The organism is Photobacterium sp. GB-1, from assembly GCF_003026165.1.
Taxonomy (GTDB): Bacteria; Pseudomonadota; Gammaproteobacteria; order Enterobacterales; family Vibrionaceae; genus Photobacterium.
This window is the reverse complement of record NZ_PYOB01000001.1, coordinates 542,088-557,513: the sequence shown is the minus strand read 5'-3', so window position 1 is coordinate 557,513 and position 15,426 is coordinate 542,088. Positions and strand designations below refer to the sequence as shown.

Genomic DNA, 15,426 nt, shown 5'->3' with positions numbered 1-15,426 from the left:
GCCACTGCTTTGTATAAATAAAAGAAGCCTCGTAATTGCGAGGCTTTTTGTTATCGGGCGAGTTTCTATTACTTAGTCTCAACAGATTAAGTACGTGGTAATACGTCGTAATGCATATTCGGCCATACAACCATAGGCTCTGCAACTTCAGCCGCTTTGGCTTTATTTTCCAGTTGCGTCACTATCTCTAGCGCAAACTCTTGTGCAGTTCCGGGGCCTTGACTGGTTAATAGACGTGTATTTTTATCATACACCACACGTTTAACGCGTAATTGATGTGTTGGTATATGATGTTGAAAAGCAGGATGACATGTCATGATTGAATGTGTGAACACTTGATGTGGAATAAACATCACCGCAGGCGTTGCACAGATCGCGGCGATCAGTTTACCGTCGTAATGATGCTGCTTTACAAATTCAACTACCAGTGGGCTATCACGAAAATGTTCCGCGCCTTTTAAACCGCCGGGTAACACCACGCAATCAAATGGCTCATCGGCAACATTGATCAAAGGCACGTCTGCTACGAGCTTGATCCCGCGAGATCCTTCTAAAATTAGTGCGCCATCTTCTGCAGTACTTGCAATCGTTACTTCAAATCCAGCCCGCTTTAAAATCGCAATTGTATTAATTGCTTCCATTTCTTCACTGCCAGGAGCAAGACAAACAGCAACGCGAGGAGCAGTCGTTATTGGTTCAAGCATGATATGAGGACTCCATAGATGTAATGGTTTGCCATAACTGGGTATTCACAGGCACAGCAATATCGAATATTTTCGCTTGGTGAATAAGATAGCCAGTAATATAGTCGATTTCTGTTGGGCGCTGATAAAAAACATCTCTATTCATTGAAGAATAATTATCAGCGGTCGCTTTTATTACCGTGAGTGCCTGTTGATAAAGCTCACCATTTTTTATCCTGTAGCCTTCTGCTCGCATAACGAGCGTGACTTCATTACAAATTTGGATTAATTGGGCTTGATAGCCTTCATTAGCAAGCTCACCATTAGTACATTGATTAATGGCTGTTAATGGATTAATTGCACAATTAATGGCGAGTTTCTTCCATAATGGCTCCATGATGTCATCTTGCCAATAGCACGGTGATAATGCTTGATTGAACATGTCAGCGATGGAGTTATCAGTGGAGATGACAGAGGACAATGGGCCAATAAACGTTTGTCCAAGCCCTGTATGGCGTAGCGTACTTTCAGCTGTTTTTAAAGCAGCATGGGATGTGGTGGCATAATAAATAGTATGTTTAGGAAAGAGTTGCTTAACAGCGTCATGGCTTCCAATCCCATTGTGCATGATCACTATCTTGCATCGCGCTGAAAGATCGTTAATAAGGGGATGTAAGGCGGTGATGACTTGGAACGATTTTACTGTCACAAGGAGTAAATCACTTTGTTGTAAATGATCTATGTGATTAGCATCGAAACAGTAAGTTCTTACTTTACCACTCAAAGATTGAAACGTGAGTGGATAGCGGGTTATGGATGAACGGGTCCAAACTTGAACATCATGTTGCGGTTGCAAAGCGATAGCCCATAATGAGCCGATTGCGCCTGCACCCAATATTGTGATTTTCACACTGCAATCCATTGTTAACTATATTGATGTAGATAGTAACATTGTTCAAATAGTGCAGGATCAAAAAAGGCGCTGATATAGCGCCTTTTCTCATTAATTACTCAATAACTTATTGATTAGAAGTTATATTTAACTGAGTAAATTACAGCATTTTGGTTGCCTTTAGTACCTAGCTTGTTGTAAGCGTAACGGTACTGAATGCCTGTTGTTACGTGATCCGTTGCGTTCCACCATAGTGCTAGTGCACCGTTTGCGCTTACATCATCGCCTTCACCAGCAACGATCATGTAGTTGTCATTACGACCAAACTCAGACTCGTGCCAGTTACTGATCATGAATTTTTCGCCGAATGCATTAAAGTTGTAGCCTGCAACCCAACCAAACATACCGCCATTCATACCAGAAAAAGATGAAGGATTTTTCCAATCAGCAGATGTCATTGTGTGGTGGAAACCGATAAACGGGTTGAAGAACCAGCCATCACCGTTGAATGCGTAAGATAGACCTAGCACGTTATTTTGTGCAGTGAAGCCATCGCTGTTCGTGTTGTAAACTTGTCCGTATAGACGAAGCTCTGCAATACCAGTTTTGTAAGCGATTGTACCTTTAACCGATGTACGTGCTTTATCAGAACCTTGATCTGCATTTTCTAAGTCAGCGAAACCGTATAATTCACCCCAGCTAAAACCAGCACCACCTTCAAGTTCTAAGTACCAGAAGTCTTTTTGGTGACCAGCACGCTCTTCTGTACCGTTAGACCAATCTAAGTAGTTAACGCTCATATCACCAAAACCATACAAGTACTCTGCTTGTGCTGGGAATGTTGATGCTGCTGTTAAAACGCCTAAAGCTACTAGTGACTTGCGCATGTTTTTATCTCACTCAATATGGTCTAAATATAGGGATTTTTGGCCGCCCCGTTTTTCTGGCGCTGATTCTAGTGTTTTATATCTCGTTTGGGAATGTAACGTTTGCGCAAACCTTTGCTTTTTGTGATCGTGATCGGCTGAAATCGATTACATTTACATTAAAAATGTGATGAATCTGAATTTATATTGCGATTTAAATGAACTTTTTTTGACTTTAATACTCTGTGCTAATTTTTTTGGTAGCAAAAATTCGCAATTTACATGAGAAAGGTAAGTTAAGGCTTCCGTTTTCAACAGAAACCTTACTTATCATAGGTGAGGTTATTTTTCTTCCAACGTATCAGTTGTTTCAGGAAGGGTTAAAGCATCATTCTTAGCAACGAGTTTGATTAAAAATAATACAGGAATACCTATCAATGCGGTGGTGAGGAAAAAGATGTTATAGCCGAAATGGTCGACATAAACGCCAGAGAATCCCGCAATAAATTTCGGGAAAAGTAGCATAATAGAGCTAAATAATGCGTACTGGGTTGCAGAGAAAGCCACATTGGTTAGGCTAGACATAAAGGTGATGAAAGCAGCGGTTGCAATACCTGCACCTAAATTATCTGCTGAAATAACTAAAGTTAACATCTCGAGGTTATTACCAACATAGGTAAATACCATAAACAACAGATTGGTCATTGCGGATAATAAAGCGCCTAAGGCAAGAATACGTAAGGTGCCAAATTTACTGACAAGAATACCGCCTAAACCAGCGCCGACTAAGGTCATGATCACCCCAAAGACTTTTGAAATAGACGCCACTTCATTTTTAGTAAAGCCCATGTCAACATAAAACGCATTAGACATTACGCCCATCACCACATCAGAAATGCGATAACAACTAATGAGCAATAAGATCAGTAGTGCGTTTTTACCATAGCGCTGAAAGAAGTCTTGGAAAGGCATGACGACAGCGGTATAAAACCACGCAGCGAGTCTTGCTTGTTTTTTACCTATCCCTTTTTGCTGTAATTTTTGTTGGTAGTTATGTTCGATTTTTTGAATTGATGAGCTGTCGATCTTTGGCTCTTTAACAAAGAGGGTGGTGATCACGCCAATTGACATCATACCCGCCATGATAAAGTAAGCGGCTTTCCAGCCTGCAGGATCATAACCACTATCAGAGCCGAACCATGCAGCAAAAGCCAGTGCGCCAGCTCCTGCCATGATCATCGCTAATCGATAGCCTGCCATATAGGTTGCAGATAATGCTGCTTGTAAGCGTACGGTAGCAAGTTCAATACGAAATGCATCAATGACGATATCTTGTGTCGCAGAAGCAAAGGCGACAACAATCGCAAATAATGCAAATTGAAGAAGATCAGTTTGTGGGTTGCTGGTCGCCATACCACATAGCGATAAAATAATGATCAGCTGCGAAAATAACATCCAGCCACGACGTCGACCAAATAATCGAGAAAAAATGGGCAAAGGAAAACGGTCCACAAGTGGTGACCATGCCCATTTAAAGCCATAAGCAAGGGCTACCCAACTGAAAAAACCGATACTGGTTCGGCTAACATCAGCTTCTCGTAACCAAAATGAAAGGGTGCCAAAGACTAATAAAATAGGTAAGCCGGAAGAGAACCCTAGCGCGAACATGATCAATGCTTTGGGGTTTAAATACACACGCCAACCGGTGGTATTATTTTGTTGTATGGCTTTGTCCATATTTTCCTCGTAACACAAGTATCGACCATTGATACTTAGCAAAGTATAAAACTGTTATTTTTCTTTATAAATCAGATCTTAGCAGCAATAAGCCTAGTGTGCATTGCTTCATTATCAGTTCGACAACAACTTGTGCTTTTAATTCATAAACCGTAAAAGTAGGTTGATATTTAAGGGTAAATATTTAAGGACGCTGGATCTGTGTTAGTTCAGGGCAAGGGGCAAGATTGAGTAAGTAATAAGCGTGATTGGTGATTTTTTGTTGAATATAAATGTTGCCTAGCAATTGGTAATCTTCGAGCTTTATAACGTATTGAAGTAATAGCCAAAAAGTAGCTTCATAATCATCGATTGGATCTTTATCAGCGATATTCATGTCCCACCACTGAGCAAGACATTCATGGGCATCATTTTTTAGATGATAAAAAGGAACGTCGCCCTCAATAGTTGCAATAGTAGACAGCGCAAAAGAAGGGGCTTGCTCAAAAATAAACTGCTGAATTCGTTTATTTTGACGATGAAAAACAGACGGTTGGTAGAGAGGTGTGATCATATACGTCACCTGTACTTGATTGCGCACAGGTGACGTAATCAATTTATTTAATAACTTTCATTGATTCAATGATTATAGGCTGCTGTGGTACATCTTGCATACCTGTTGCACGATTAGAACCCGTTGGGATTTTAGCCATATCTTGTACAACAGAAAAACCTTTAACCACTTTACCGAATACCGCATAACCTGGATTATTACCTGCAGCATTTAAAAATGCATTGTCTTTATAGTTAATAAAGAATTGGTTAGTCGCAGAGTTTGGATTTTGCGTACGTGCCATAGCAACAGTTGCGGTGTCGTTTTTCAATCCATTACTTGCTTCATTTTTGATCGGAGCATGCGTTGGACGTTTAACCATGTCTTTATCAAAACCACCGCCTTGAGCCATAAAGCCAGGGATAACACGATGGAAAATCGTCCCGTTGTAATTACCTTCTTCAACATAGCGTAAGAAGTTTTTACTACTAATCGGGGCTTTTTCTTCATTTAGTTGGATCGTAAAATCCCCTAAATTTGTTGTTACTAAGACCTGTGTTGCAGCACTGACAGGTAAAGCGATAAGTAAACATAGCGCAAGTAAAAAACGTGACATTAAACATTCTCCGTTAAGTATTGATGCAATTCGCCATCTTTGGCGATCTCTTTAAGCACTGAATTCATCATTTTCTCTAAACTTTGTGCGATTTCTTCGCGTGTCACTTTAAAAGGTTCTTGCTTGGTAGAGCGAGCAGAATATTTTTTACTAAAAGTACCTTTTGGTGTAGTTACAACAAGTTCAATTTGAAGTTGGCTATCAATATCATGTTTAACTAAGCCTTGGGTTACCTTGACTAAGGCTTGCTGAATATTGATAGCAATATTTGACGTTGAAGCAGTGTTTACAGTAATTCCTTCGCTGGCAAATTGTTTTTTTAATGCAGCTTGAAAGGTTGATGCAATATTACTTTCCGGTTGAAACTCTTCAACATTGGTCGCACCACTATCAACAATGGCGATATAGTTATGATTACGATCATCTTTGCTTGATAGTTGTACTGCAAGCTGTGATGTGGCTTGCTGTGCTAAAACTGGCGTTAATGTTAAAGCGAGTGGTGGTTGCGCAGGACGGCTTGCACATGCGCTTAGTAATAATGCTGCGGCAATCACAATATATTTTTTCATGCTCTCCATTTCCTTGTATTCGTTGTTTAAATATAAACGAAAAATCAATGTCGTATTAAATATCACAAGCAATAAATTAACGTCATAAACACGTTAGATTATTTTGACGATTGTAAAACCACAAATTTATTACTTTGGCCGATAAGTTTTACATTACCAAAGACACGTTTTAACTTTTCATGGTAACCCAATTGCCTATTCCCGATCACGATCAGATCGCCACCTTGACGTAATACTCGTTGTGCATCGCAGAACATTTGCCAAGCAATATGATCAGTAACGGTATTTTGCTGGTGGAAAGGAGGATTACATAAGACTAAGTCAGCGCTATCAAGTGGGAAGTTATCTAAGCAGTTAGCTGTTACTACTTGTAATTGGTTAGGATTGTCTAAGTTTAAATCTGCATTTTCACGGCATGATGCAGTTGCCATAAAACTTTCATCGACACAAACAACGTTAGCTTGTGGGTTTAATTGTGCAGCTTTAATACCGATCACCCCATTACCACAACCAAGATCGATAATATCTTTATACTTTGCATCTTGTGGAATGAAATCTAGCAGTAAACGACCACCAATATCTAAGCTATCACTAGAAAATACGTTGGCATGGTTAGTGATTGTTAACTTATGCTCAGGCACCTCCCATTGCGTAGGGCGGGGTAGGGGCTTTGCTAAGTTAGGATTGGTTTTACAAAATATTAATCGCGCTTTTTTAACGGCTAGTGATGTTTTGGTCTCACCTAAAAACTTTTCAAATAGCTTTAAGGTTGAAGAGTGAATCTCTTTTACTTTACCTGCCGCAATAATAGTGCAATCAGCAGGAAGTAAGTGACATAATTGTTGTAATTGCCAGCTTAATAACCGATTGTTTTTAGGCTGCTTTAACAAAACTAACTGAGGGTTGTTAGGCAATTTTGAAAGACAATCAACAATATTAATCATTGGTAATTGGTTGTTTTCTAAGTTAGCAATAAATGCCTGTTTAGAGACAAAAGAATCCGTCACACTTGTGACAGGTGCTTGATTTGAAAACCAGCAACTTAATGCGCCAAAGCTATCGTTCATGATAAGAATTGGACGTTCAGGGTCGAGTTCCAGATCGTTGCAATAATTGATCAGGTACTCATCGCCAGCATCCCATGCTTGCAGAGTTTCATTTTTCCTTACTGGAAAACGAGTTAGCGATAGAGTGCGTTGGTGTAAGGTTAGCTCTGGTTTCATTGCGGATAACTTTCAGGTATGTTTACAAAATAGTCGGCTATTTTCGCAGAACACCACGCGAGTGCAAAGGAAATACGACATCAGAACAAGAATAAAGTAGAGAAAGATTTGGCAATAGTGCGATATTGCGAGCGGAGGTAAAGTAAATATGATCCAACAACGTATCGAGCATAAACTTCATGATGCGTTTGCACCTAAGCATTTAGAAGTGCTTAATGAAAGTTACATGCATAATGTTCCCCCTGGCTCTGAGAGTCATTTTAAAGTTGTCGTTGTGAGTGCTCAATTTAATGGCCAGCGTTTAATCGCAAGGCATCGTGCTATTAATAGTGTGTTGGCCGATGAATTGGCAAATGATATTCATGCTCTAGCTATTCACACTTACACTGAAGCGGAGTGGTCTGAGTTAATGGCAGCACCTGCATCACCATCTTGTCGTGGTGGTTCACAAATTGGATAATTAGTGAAATATATTAAATAAAAGGTCGTTGTTATAACGGCCTTTTTTATTATTTGTCGGTAATATAAAACTGAGTGCGAATCTATAACTAGCATCTAAATTTGTTAAAAATTATCATCGCGGTCAATATTTAATCTAATTTTAGGTGATGATTCAAATAACACTCACTTGTTAACGGTATGTATTAATTTGATTATCTCAATAAAAGTGATGATGACATTTATGTTAAAAACAGACCTGAAAATAAATGCAAGGTCGAATGGCGTTATTTTTAATAAATGTGCGCTTCATCAAACTTATTGAGTTATTAAACTATTGCGCTTCAATTGTTGCTTGGTTTTCAGTCGGAATCGCGCGTATTGGCATAGAAAAAACAACGCGGTTAGTGGTAGAATCGCCGCCTTGAAAAACTACTTGCCGCTAATGGATGTGGTGAGGTAGTTAACTAGATGTTGCGGTATTGGTACTTGGCAAGTGAAATTCACTTGTAGACCGATTTCGAACTGTGAAAAGTCGTGTCTTAATTGCGCAATAGAAAATTCTTTTTTCCCTTTAATGTAGTGCAAGTGCGTATGATTACAATAAAAAAGGGTTTGGATATCCCAATTTCAGGGACTCCTACCCAGGCGATACATGATGGTAATGCCATCTCTAAAGTCGCCTTGCTTGGCGAAGAATATGTTGGTATGCGTCCTACAATGCATGCTCGCGTAGGGGATGTAGTGAAAAAAGGTCAGGTTCTTTTTGAAGATAAAAAGAATCCTGGCGTTAAGTTCACTGCTCCAGCTAGTGGCAAGGTAGCGGAAATTAACCGTGGTGCTAAGCGCGTTCTTCAATCTGTAGTAATTGATGTCGAAGGCGATGAGCAAATCACATTTAACAAGTATGAGTCAGCTCAACTTGCTCAACTAGATCGTGCTGTTGTTGTCGATCAATTGGTTGAGTCAGGTATGTGGACTGCGCTTCGTACGCGTCCATTTAGCAAGGTTCCAGCTGTTGGATCTGAGTCTCAAGCTATTTTTGTGACGGCTATGGATACCAATCCATTGGCTGCGAATCCAGAAGTTATCATCAATGAACAAAGTGATGCTTTCATTGCAGGTTTGACGGTTCTTTCTCGTCTAACTAGCGGTAAAGTTTACGTTTGTAAGTCTGGTGCTAGTCTTCCGCGTTCATCAGAAGCAAATGTTGAAGAACACGTATTTAACGGTCCGCACCCAGCGGGTCTTGTTGGTACGCACATTCACATGCTCTATGGTGCAGATGCAAATCACATTGCTTGGGGTATTAATTACCAAGACGTTATTGCGTTCGGTAAGTTATTCCTAACAGGTGAGCTATATACAGATCGCGTTGTTTCTCTTGCAGGCCCTGTTGTTAATAAGCCGCGTCTAGTGCGTACTCGCATTGGTGCTTCTCTTGAGCAACTGACTGATTCAGAAATGATGCCTGGTCAACTGCGTGTTCTTTCTGGCTCTGTGCTTAACGGTGTAAAAGCTGAAGGTCCACATGCATATCTAGGTCGCTATCACTTACAAGTGTCGGCGTTGCGTGAAGGCTATGAAAAAGAATTCATGGGCTGGATTGTACCTGGTAAAAACAAATTTTCTGTAACTCGCACATTCTTAAGCCAGTTCTTCCCTGGTCAGTTGTTTAATATGACAACAACAACGAATGGTTCTGAGCGTTCAATGGTACCTATCGGTAATTACGAAAAAGTAATGCCACTAGATATCGAGCCGACATTACTGCTTCGTGATCTATGTGCTGGTGATTCAGACAGCGCGCAACAACTTGGTGCATTAGAACTAGATGAAGAAGATCTAGCACTATGTACATTTGTTTGCCCTGGTAAGTATGAGTTTGGTCCATTGCTACGTGAGTGCTTGGACAAAATTGAGAAGGAAGGGTAATTCATGGGTCTCAAGAATTTCCTCGAAGATATTGAACATCACTTTGAACCTGGTGGTAAGCATGAACGTTGGTTTGCGCTATATGAAGCGTTTGCAACGATCATGTACACACCAGGTCAAGTAACGCGTACTTCTGCGCACGTTCGTGACAGCATCGACCTTAAGCGTCTGATGATCATGGTTTGGCTTGCGGTCTTCCCAGCAATGTTCTGGGGGATGTACAACGTGGGTGATCAAGCTATTGCTGGTCTTAACCACCTATACACAGCTGACAAGCTAACAGCCATTATTGCTGCAGATTGGCATTACTGGTTTACTCAAATGCTAGGCGGAACATTATCCGTTGACGCAGGTTGGGGCAGTAAGATGTTGCTTGGTGCAACATATTTCCTACCTATCTACGCAGTAGTATTTGCTGTGGGTGGTTTCTGGGAAGTGTTGTTCTGTATAGTGCGTAAGCATGAAGTTAACGAAGGTTTCTTTGTAACTTCTATTCTTTTCGCCTTGATCGTTCCACCTACATTACCGCTTTGGCAAGCAGCACTAGGTATTACCTTTGGTGTTGTCGTCGCAAAAGAAATTTTTGGTGGTACTGGTCGTAACTTCCTTAACCCTGCACTTGCAGGTCGTGCGTTCCTATTCTTCGCATACCCAGCTCAGATCTCTGGTGATCTAGTTTGGACTGCGGCGGATGGTTTCTCTGGCGCGACTCCGCTAAGTCAGTGGGCTCAAGGTGGTGAAGCAGGTGTTGTAAACACTATCACGGGTCAAACAATTACTTGGATGGACGCGTTCATCGGTCATATCCCAGGTTCTATTGGTGAAGTATCAACATTAGCTATCCTGATCGGTGGTGCATTCATCGTTGTTATGGGTATTGCTTCATGGCGTATTATTGCCGGTACGATGATCGGTATGATTGCAGCAGCAACGCTATTTAATATCATTGGTTCTGATACGAACCCAATGTTCAGCATGCCTTGGCAGTGGCACCTTGTATTAGGTGGTTTTGCATTCGGTATGATGTTCATGGCAACGGATCCTGTTTCTGCAGCGTTTACCAACAAAGCAAAATGGTGGTATGGCGCATTGATCGGTGCAATGGCTGTAATGATTCGTGTAGTTAACCCTGCATACCCAGAAGGCATGATGCTAGCGATTCTATTCGCTAACTTATTTGCACCTCTATTTGACAACCTAGTTGTTCAAGGCAATATCAAACGGAGACTGGCTCGCCATGGCAAGTAATAAAGATAGCATGAAAAGAACGCTGCTTTTTGTTGTTGTATTGAGCCTAGTGTGTTCAATCATCGTATCAGTAGCAGCTGTTTCATTACGCCCTAAGCAAGAAGAAAATGCGGTACTTGACGTACAGCGTAATATTCTTTCTGTTGCAGGTTTGCTAACACCAACAACGAACGTTAAAGAAACATACGGTAAGTTCATCGAGCCTAAGCTTGTTAACATTAAAACCGGTGAATACGTTTCTGAGGTTGATGGTCAAACTGCGGCACAATATGATCAGCGTGCAGCAGCGAAAGATCCAGCTGAATCTACTAAGCTTCCAGCGAACGAAGATTTAGCGAAGATCATTCGTCGTGCTAACGTTGCGACTGTATATCTTGTTAAAGATGCTGCAGGTCAAACAACCAAAGTTATCTTACCTATCCACGGTAACGGTCTATGGTCAATGATGTACGCATTTGTTGCTGTTGGTATGGACGGTAACACTGTTGATGGTATTACTTACTACGATCAAGCTGAAACTCCGGGACTGGGTGGTGAAGTTGAAAACCCAACTTGGCGTGAGCAGTTCGTTGGCAAGAAGTTGTACGATATGAACTTCAAGCCTGCAATTAAGATTGTTAAAGGTGGCGCACCAGCAGGTAGCGAACACGATGTTGATGGTCTTTCTGGTGCAACATTAACAAGTAATGGTGTACAGCACACCTTCGACTTCTGGTTTGGTGCTCAAGGCTTCGGTCCTTACCTTGCTAAGCTACGTGCAGGAGATCTGAATAATGGCTGATGCTAAAGAAATGAAAAAGATCCTATTTGGACCTTTTATTAGTAATAACCCAATCGCCCTTCAAATCCTTGGTGTATGTTCGGCGCTAGCGGTAACCACTAAGCTAGAAACAGCATTTGTTATGACAATCGCAGTAACAGTAGTAACTGCATTCTCTAACTTATTTGTTTCACTTGTACGTAATCAAATCCCGAACAGCGTGCGTATCATTGCTCAGATGGCAATTATCGCATCACTAGTAATCGTGGTAGATCAGGTACTAAAAGCGTACCTATACGATATCTCTAAGCAGCTATCTGTATTCGTTGGTCTTATCATTACTAACTGTATCGTAATGGGTCGTGCAGAAGCATACGCAATGAAATCACCACCGCTTCCGTCTTTCTTAGATGGTATTGGTAACGGTTTAGGCTATGGTTTTGTTCTGATTACAGTTGCTTTCTTCCGTGAACTACTAGGTTCTGGCAAGCTATTCGGTATGCAAGTATTACCACTAACGTCTGATGGTGGTTGGTACCAGCCTAACGGTCTAATGCTGTTAGCTCCGTCTGCTTTCTTCCTAATTGGTTTCATGATCTGGGTGATTCGTACTTTCCGTCCAGAACAAGTAGAAGCGAAGGAGTAAGGGGAACATGGAACATTATCTTAGCCTATTAGTTCGTTCGATTTTTATCGAGAACATGGCATTATCTTTCTTCTTAGGTATGTGTACATTCCTTGCGGTATCTAAGAAAGTTAAGACCTCGTTTGGTCTGGGTGTTGCCGTAATCGTAGTACTTACGATTGCAGTACCTGTAAACAACCTTGTTTACACTTACTTATTGAAAGATGGTGCATTAGTTCAAGGTGTTGACCTTAGCTTCCTGAACTTTATTACTTTCATCGGTGTTATCGCAGCGTTAGTACAGATCCTAGAAATGATTCTAGATCGCTTCTTCCCGCCGCTATATAACGCACTAGGTATTTTCCTTCCGTTGATCACAGTTAACTGTGCAATCTTCGGTGGTGTATCGTTCATGGTACAGCGTGATTACAACTTTGTAGAATCTATCGTATACGGCTTCGGCTCAGGTACGGGTTGGATGCTTGCAATTGTTGCACTTGCGGGTATTCGTGAAAAGATGAAATATTCAGATGTACCGGCAGGTCTTCGTGGTTTAGGTATTACCTTTATCACCGTAGGTTTGATGGCGTTAGGCTTCATGTCTTTCTCTGGCGTACAGCTGTAATCAGGATAAGTAAGGAATATCAATGGATATTATTCTTCTTGGCGTAGTCATGTTCACCTTGATTATCCTGGCTCTAGTTTTAGTAATTCTATTTGCTAAATCTAAGCTAGTACCAACAGGTGACATCACTATTTCAGTAAACGGCGATCCAGAAAAAGCGATCACCACAGGTGCAGGTGGCAAGCTACTAAGTGCTCTAGCGGGTAACGGTATCTTCGTATCATCAGCATGTGGTGGCGGTGGTTCTTGTGGTCAGTGTCGTGTAAAAATTAAATCTGGCGGCGGTGATATTCTGCCAACAGAATTAGATCACATCACCAAAGGTGAAGCACGTGAAGGCGAGCGTCTTGCGTGTCAGGTTAACGTGAAGTCTGATATGGACATCGAATTACCTGAAGAAATTTTTGGTGTGAAGAAGTGGGAATGTTCTGTTATCTCTAACGATAACAAAGCGACCTTCATCAAAGAGCTTAAGCTACAAATTCCAGATGGCGAATCAGTACCTTTCCGTGCTGGTGGTTACATCCAGATTGAAGCACCTGCTCACCATATTAAGTACTCTGACTTTGATGTTCCAGAAGAGTACCGTGAAGACTGGGATAAGTTTAACCTATTCCGTTACGAGTCTAAGGTTGATGAAGATATCATCCGTGCTTACTCAATGGCGAACTACCCTGAAGAGTTCGGTATTATTATGCTAAACGTGCGTATTGCTACGCCGCCGCCTAATAATCCAGACGTACCACCAGGTCAAATGTCATCATTCATTTGGTCACTTAAAGAAGGTGACAAGTGTACGATTTCAGGTCCATTTGGTGAGTTCTTCGCAAAAGATACTGACAATGAGATGGTATTTGTGGGTGGTGGTGCTGGTATGGCACCAATGCGTTCTCACATCTTTGACCAACTTAAGCGTCTGCACTCTAAGCGTAAGATGTCTTACTGGTACGGTGCGCGTTCTAAGCGTGAAATGTTCTACGTTGAAGATTTCGATATGCTTGCTGCTGAAAACGATAACTTCGTATGGCACTGTGCACTGTCTGATCCACAACCAGAAGATAACTGGGATGGTTACACTGGCTTCATTCATAACGTGCTTTACGAAAACTACTTACGTGATCATGAAGCACCTGAAGACTGTGAATACTACATGTGTGGTCCACCAATGATGAACGCGGCTGTTATCAGCATGCTTAAAGATCTTGGTGTAGAAGATGAAAACATCCTACTTGATGATTTCGGTGGCTAATACATAGCCCTTCGCTCACAATTAAATTGGCTGACCAGTGAATGGTCAGCCTTTTTTCTTACTAACTCTTTTAAACCTGTTTTTTATTGTGGTTATTTATCAATAGTGAGAAGTGATCAGACTAAAAAACAACATGAACGATGGAGTATGAAGTGAAGCGTTTCCTGCTGTGTAGTACGTTGGTGTTATCAACGTTAATGTTGTTGACAGGCTGTGGTGATAGTCGTCAACAGATTGATATTAATGGGCAAACAATGGGGACTTACTATTCAGTAAAACTCATCAAGCAAGAGGGATTACCAAGCCCAGAAGTTATCCAAAAAGAAATTGATAAGCGTTTAGAGCTTGTTAATGATCAAATGTCGACTTATCGTCCTGATTCTGAATTAAGCCAATTTAACCAGCAACAATCTTCTCAACCTTTTGAGGTTTCTGCGGCAACGGCAAAAGTAATTTCTGAAGCATTACGTATTTCTAAGCTAAGTAATGGGGCTTATGATGTGACGGTGGGTCCATTGGTAAACTTGTGGAGTTTTGGTCCTGAAGCTCGCCCAGAATCTACCCCTACAGATAAAGAGATTGCGACTCGAAAAACCGAAATTGGTTATCAACATTTAGCGGTATTATCGGGTAATAAATTAGTGAAAGATCTGCCTAACCTGTATGTTGACCTTTCATCTATCGCAAAAGGGTATGGCGTTGATGTCGTTGCTGATTATTTAAAAGATGATCTGCATGTTAAAGATTTCATGGTTGATGTCGGCGGTGAAGTTCGCTTACAAGGAAAGAACCGTTCTGATGTGCCATGGCGTATTGCGATTGAAAAACCTGTTGCAAGTGAGAGGGCGGTACAAGATATAATTCAAGCTGGCGATATGGCAATAGCGACATCGGGTGATTATCGTAATTACTTTGAAGAAGATGGAGTGCGTTATTCTCACTTGATCAATCCTCAAACCGGTAAGCCAATTGCTAACCATGTTGTGTCGGTTACAGTTATTGCGCCATCTTGTATGACGGCAGATGCATACGCGACGACTTTTTCTGTTATGGGGGAAGAAGAGTCTATAGCATTAGCCAATAAAGAGAAGTTACCTGTAATGTTGATTGTAAAGACCAAAGATGGCTTCGTTGAATATAAGTCAGATACGTTTGAGCAATACGTTGTTAAAAAATAAATGAGGTAGTCATGGTTATTTACTTAGTCACATTTTCTGTTTTCTTATTAGTGATTGTCGCAATGGCAGTTGGCTATATTTTCCAACGTAAAACCGTAAGTGGCAGCTGTGGGGGATTAGACGGTATTGGTATTGCAAAAGAATGTGATTGCCCTGAGCCGTGTGATGCGCGTAAAAAGCGTGAAGCCCGCGCTGCTCGTGCAGCTGAATGGAAAAAGAATCAAATTATCTAACTGTCTTTGAGCAATAA

17 protein-coding genes are annotated in these 15,426 nt (G+C 41.1%); 9 read left to right on the top strand and 8 right to left on the bottom strand.

Annotation, left to right across the window (positions count from 1 at the left end):
- Positions 1–86: 86 nt before the first annotated feature.
- The 8 genes from C9J45_RS02465 to C9J45_RS02430 all read right to left on the bottom strand — a co-directional run bounded on the left by C9J45_RS02465 (position 87) and on the right by C9J45_RS02430 (position 7,118).
- Positions 87–704 carry a DJ-1 family glyoxalase III gene (locus tag C9J45_RS02465; protein ID WP_107205424.1) on the bottom strand — a complete coding sequence of 206 codons (618 nt, stop codon included), beginning with the start codon at positions 702–704 and terminating at the stop codon, positions 87–89.
- A complete protein-coding gene (gene panE, locus C9J45_RS02460; RefSeq protein WP_233217611.1) occupies positions 697–1,593 on the bottom strand; it encodes a 2-dehydropantoate 2-reductase in 897 nt (298 codons plus the stop codon). The genes C9J45_RS02465 and panE overlap by 8 nt, the downstream gene beginning before the upstream one ends.
- 116 nt (positions 1,594–1,709) lie before the next feature.
- Complete coding sequence (locus tag C9J45_RS02455) at positions 1,710–2,462, bottom strand: outer membrane protein OmpK (RefSeq protein ID WP_107205426.1); 753 nt, start codon at positions 2,460–2,462, stop codon at positions 1,710–1,712.
- A gap of 321 nt (positions 2,463–2,783) precedes the next feature.
- Positions 2,784–4,178: an MFS transporter gene (locus C9J45_RS02450; RefSeq protein WP_107245668.1), complete on the bottom strand. Its 1,395-nt coding sequence runs from the start codon at positions 4,176–4,178 to the stop codon at positions 2,784–2,786.
- A gap of 184 nt (positions 4,179–4,362) precedes the next feature.
- Positions 4,363–4,731, bottom strand: coding sequence for a hypothetical protein (locus C9J45_RS02445; RefSeq protein ID WP_107205428.1), 369 nt, complete (start codon positions 4,729–4,731; stop codon positions 4,363–4,365).
- Positions 4,732–4,774: 43 nt separating this feature from the next.
- Positions 4,775–5,326, bottom strand: coding sequence for a peptidylprolyl isomerase (locus C9J45_RS02440; RefSeq protein WP_107205429.1), 552 nt, complete (start codon positions 5,324–5,326; stop codon positions 4,775–4,777).
- Positions 5,326–5,895: a YajG family lipoprotein gene (locus C9J45_RS02435; protein ID WP_107245666.1), complete on the bottom strand. Its 570-nt coding sequence runs from the start codon at positions 5,893–5,895 to the stop codon at positions 5,326–5,328. The genes C9J45_RS02440 and C9J45_RS02435 overlap by 1 nt, the downstream gene beginning before the upstream one ends.
- A 98-nt stretch (positions 5,896–5,993) precedes the next feature.
- Positions 5,994–7,118: a methyltransferase gene (locus C9J45_RS02430; RefSeq protein WP_107292106.1), complete on the bottom strand. Its 1,125-nt coding sequence runs from the start codon at positions 7,116–7,118 to the stop codon at positions 5,994–5,996.
- A gap of 148 nt (positions 7,119–7,266) precedes the next feature.
- Between C9J45_RS02430 and bolA the strand changes: the two genes are divergently transcribed.
- The 9 genes from bolA to nqrM all read left to right on the top strand — a co-directional run bounded on the left by bolA (position 7,267) and on the right by nqrM (position 15,409).
- Positions 7,267–7,578: a transcriptional regulator BolA gene (bolA, locus tag C9J45_RS02425; RefSeq protein ID WP_107205432.1), complete on the top strand. Its 312-nt coding sequence runs from the start codon at positions 7,267–7,269 to the stop codon at positions 7,576–7,578.
- A gap of 572 nt (positions 7,579–8,150) precedes the next feature.
- Positions 8,151–9,491: a Na(+)-translocating NADH-quinone reductase subunit A gene (locus C9J45_RS21610; RefSeq protein ID WP_107205919.1), complete on the top strand. Its 1,341-nt coding sequence runs from the start codon at positions 8,151–8,153 to the stop codon at positions 9,489–9,491.
- 3 nt (positions 9,492–9,494) lie between these two features.
- A complete protein-coding gene (locus C9J45_RS21605) occupies positions 9,495–10,739 on the top strand; it encodes an NADH:ubiquinone reductase (Na(+)-transporting) subunit B (protein ID WP_107205433.1) in 1,245 nt (414 codons plus the stop codon).
- The gene (locus C9J45_RS02415) at positions 10,729–11,520 is read left to right on the top strand and encodes a Na(+)-translocating NADH-quinone reductase subunit C (protein ID WP_107245664.1); all 792 of its coding nucleotides are present in this window, start codon (positions 10,729–10,731) and stop codon (positions 11,518–11,520) included. Before C9J45_RS21605 ends, C9J45_RS02415 begins: the two co-directional genes overlap by 11 nt.
- Positions 11,513–12,145, top strand: a complete 633-nt coding sequence (locus C9J45_RS02410) for an NADH:ubiquinone reductase (Na(+)-transporting) subunit D (protein WP_107205435.1) — start codon at positions 11,513–11,515, stop codon at positions 12,143–12,145. The genes C9J45_RS02415 and C9J45_RS02410 overlap by 8 nt, the downstream gene beginning before the upstream one ends.
- Before the next feature lie 7 nt (positions 12,146–12,152).
- Complete coding sequence (gene nqrE / locus C9J45_RS02405; protein WP_005370126.1) at positions 12,153–12,749, top strand: NADH:ubiquinone reductase (Na(+)-transporting) subunit E; 597 nt, start codon at positions 12,153–12,155, stop codon at positions 12,747–12,749.
- 22 nt (positions 12,750–12,771) lie between these two features.
- A complete protein-coding gene (gene nqrF / locus C9J45_RS02400) occupies positions 12,772–13,998 on the top strand; it encodes an NADH:ubiquinone reductase (Na(+)-transporting) subunit F (protein WP_107205436.1) in 1,227 nt (408 codons plus the stop codon).
- 152 nt (positions 13,999–14,150) lie between these two features.
- Positions 14,151–15,176, top strand: a complete 1,026-nt coding sequence (locus C9J45_RS02395; RefSeq protein ID WP_199187029.1) for an FAD:protein FMN transferase — start codon at positions 14,151–14,153, stop codon at positions 15,174–15,176.
- An 11-nt stretch (positions 15,177–15,187) separates the two neighbouring features.
- Positions 15,188–15,409, top strand: coding sequence for a (Na+)-NQR maturation NqrM (gene nqrM / locus C9J45_RS02390; RefSeq protein ID WP_105060759.1), 222 nt, complete (start codon positions 15,188–15,190; stop codon positions 15,407–15,409).
- The last annotated feature ends 17 nt before the right edge of the window (positions 15,410–15,426 follow it).

What these genes read in the sequence shown, in the direction of transcription:
- C9J45_RS02415 (WP_107245664.1), top strand. Translation starts at nt 10,729, where the DNA reads ATGGCAAGTAATAAAGATAGCATGAAAAGAACGCTGCTTTTTGTTGTT.
- C9J45_RS02410 (WP_107205435.1), top strand. Translation starts at nt 11,513, where the DNA reads ATGGCTGATGCTAAAGAAATGAAAAAGATCCTATTTGGACCTTTTATT.
- C9J45_RS02440 (WP_107205429.1), bottom strand. Translation starts at nt 5,326, where the DNA reads ATGTCACGTTTTTTACTTGCGCTATGTTTACTTATCGCTTTACCTGTC.
- C9J45_RS21605 (WP_107205433.1), top strand. Translation starts at nt 9,495, where the DNA reads ATGGGTCTCAAGAATTTCCTCGAAGATATTGAACATCACTTTGAACCT.
- C9J45_RS21610 (WP_107205919.1), top strand. Translation starts at nt 8,151, where the DNA reads ATGATTACAATAAAAAAGGGTTTGGATATCCCAATTTCAGGGACTCCT.
- C9J45_RS02450 (WP_107245668.1), bottom strand. Translation starts at nt 4,178, where the DNA reads ATGGACAAAGCCATACAACAAAATAATACCACCGGTTGGCGTGTGTAT.
- nqrM (WP_105060759.1), top strand. Translation starts at nt 15,188, where the DNA reads ATGGTTATTTACTTAGTCACATTTTCTGTTTTCTTATTAGTGATTGTC.
- bolA (WP_107205432.1), top strand. Translation starts at nt 7,267, where the DNA reads ATGATCCAACAACGTATCGAGCATAAACTTCATGATGCGTTTGCACCT.
- C9J45_RS02435 (WP_107245666.1), bottom strand. Translation starts at nt 5,895, where the DNA reads ATGAAAAAATATATTGTGATTGCCGCAGCATTATTACTAAGCGCATGT.
- C9J45_RS02445 (WP_107205428.1), bottom strand. Translation starts at nt 4,731, where the DNA reads ATGATCACACCTCTCTACCAACCGTCTGTTTTTCATCGTCAAAATAAA.
- C9J45_RS02430 (WP_107292106.1), bottom strand. Translation starts at nt 7,118, where the DNA reads ATGAAACCAGAGCTAACCTTACACCAACGCACTCTATCGCTAACTCGT.
- C9J45_RS02455 (WP_107205426.1), bottom strand. Translation starts at nt 2,462, where the DNA reads ATGCGCAAGTCACTAGTAGCTTTAGGCGTTTTAACAGCAGCATCAACA.
- C9J45_RS02465 (WP_107205424.1), bottom strand. Translation starts at nt 704, where the DNA reads ATGCTTGAACCAATAACGACTGCTCCTCGCGTTGCTGTTTGTCTTGCT.
- nqrE (WP_005370126.1), top strand. Translation starts at nt 12,153, where the DNA reads ATGGAACATTATCTTAGCCTATTAGTTCGTTCGATTTTTATCGAGAAC.
- nqrF (WP_107205436.1), top strand. Translation starts at nt 12,772, where the DNA reads ATGGATATTATTCTTCTTGGCGTAGTCATGTTCACCTTGATTATCCTG.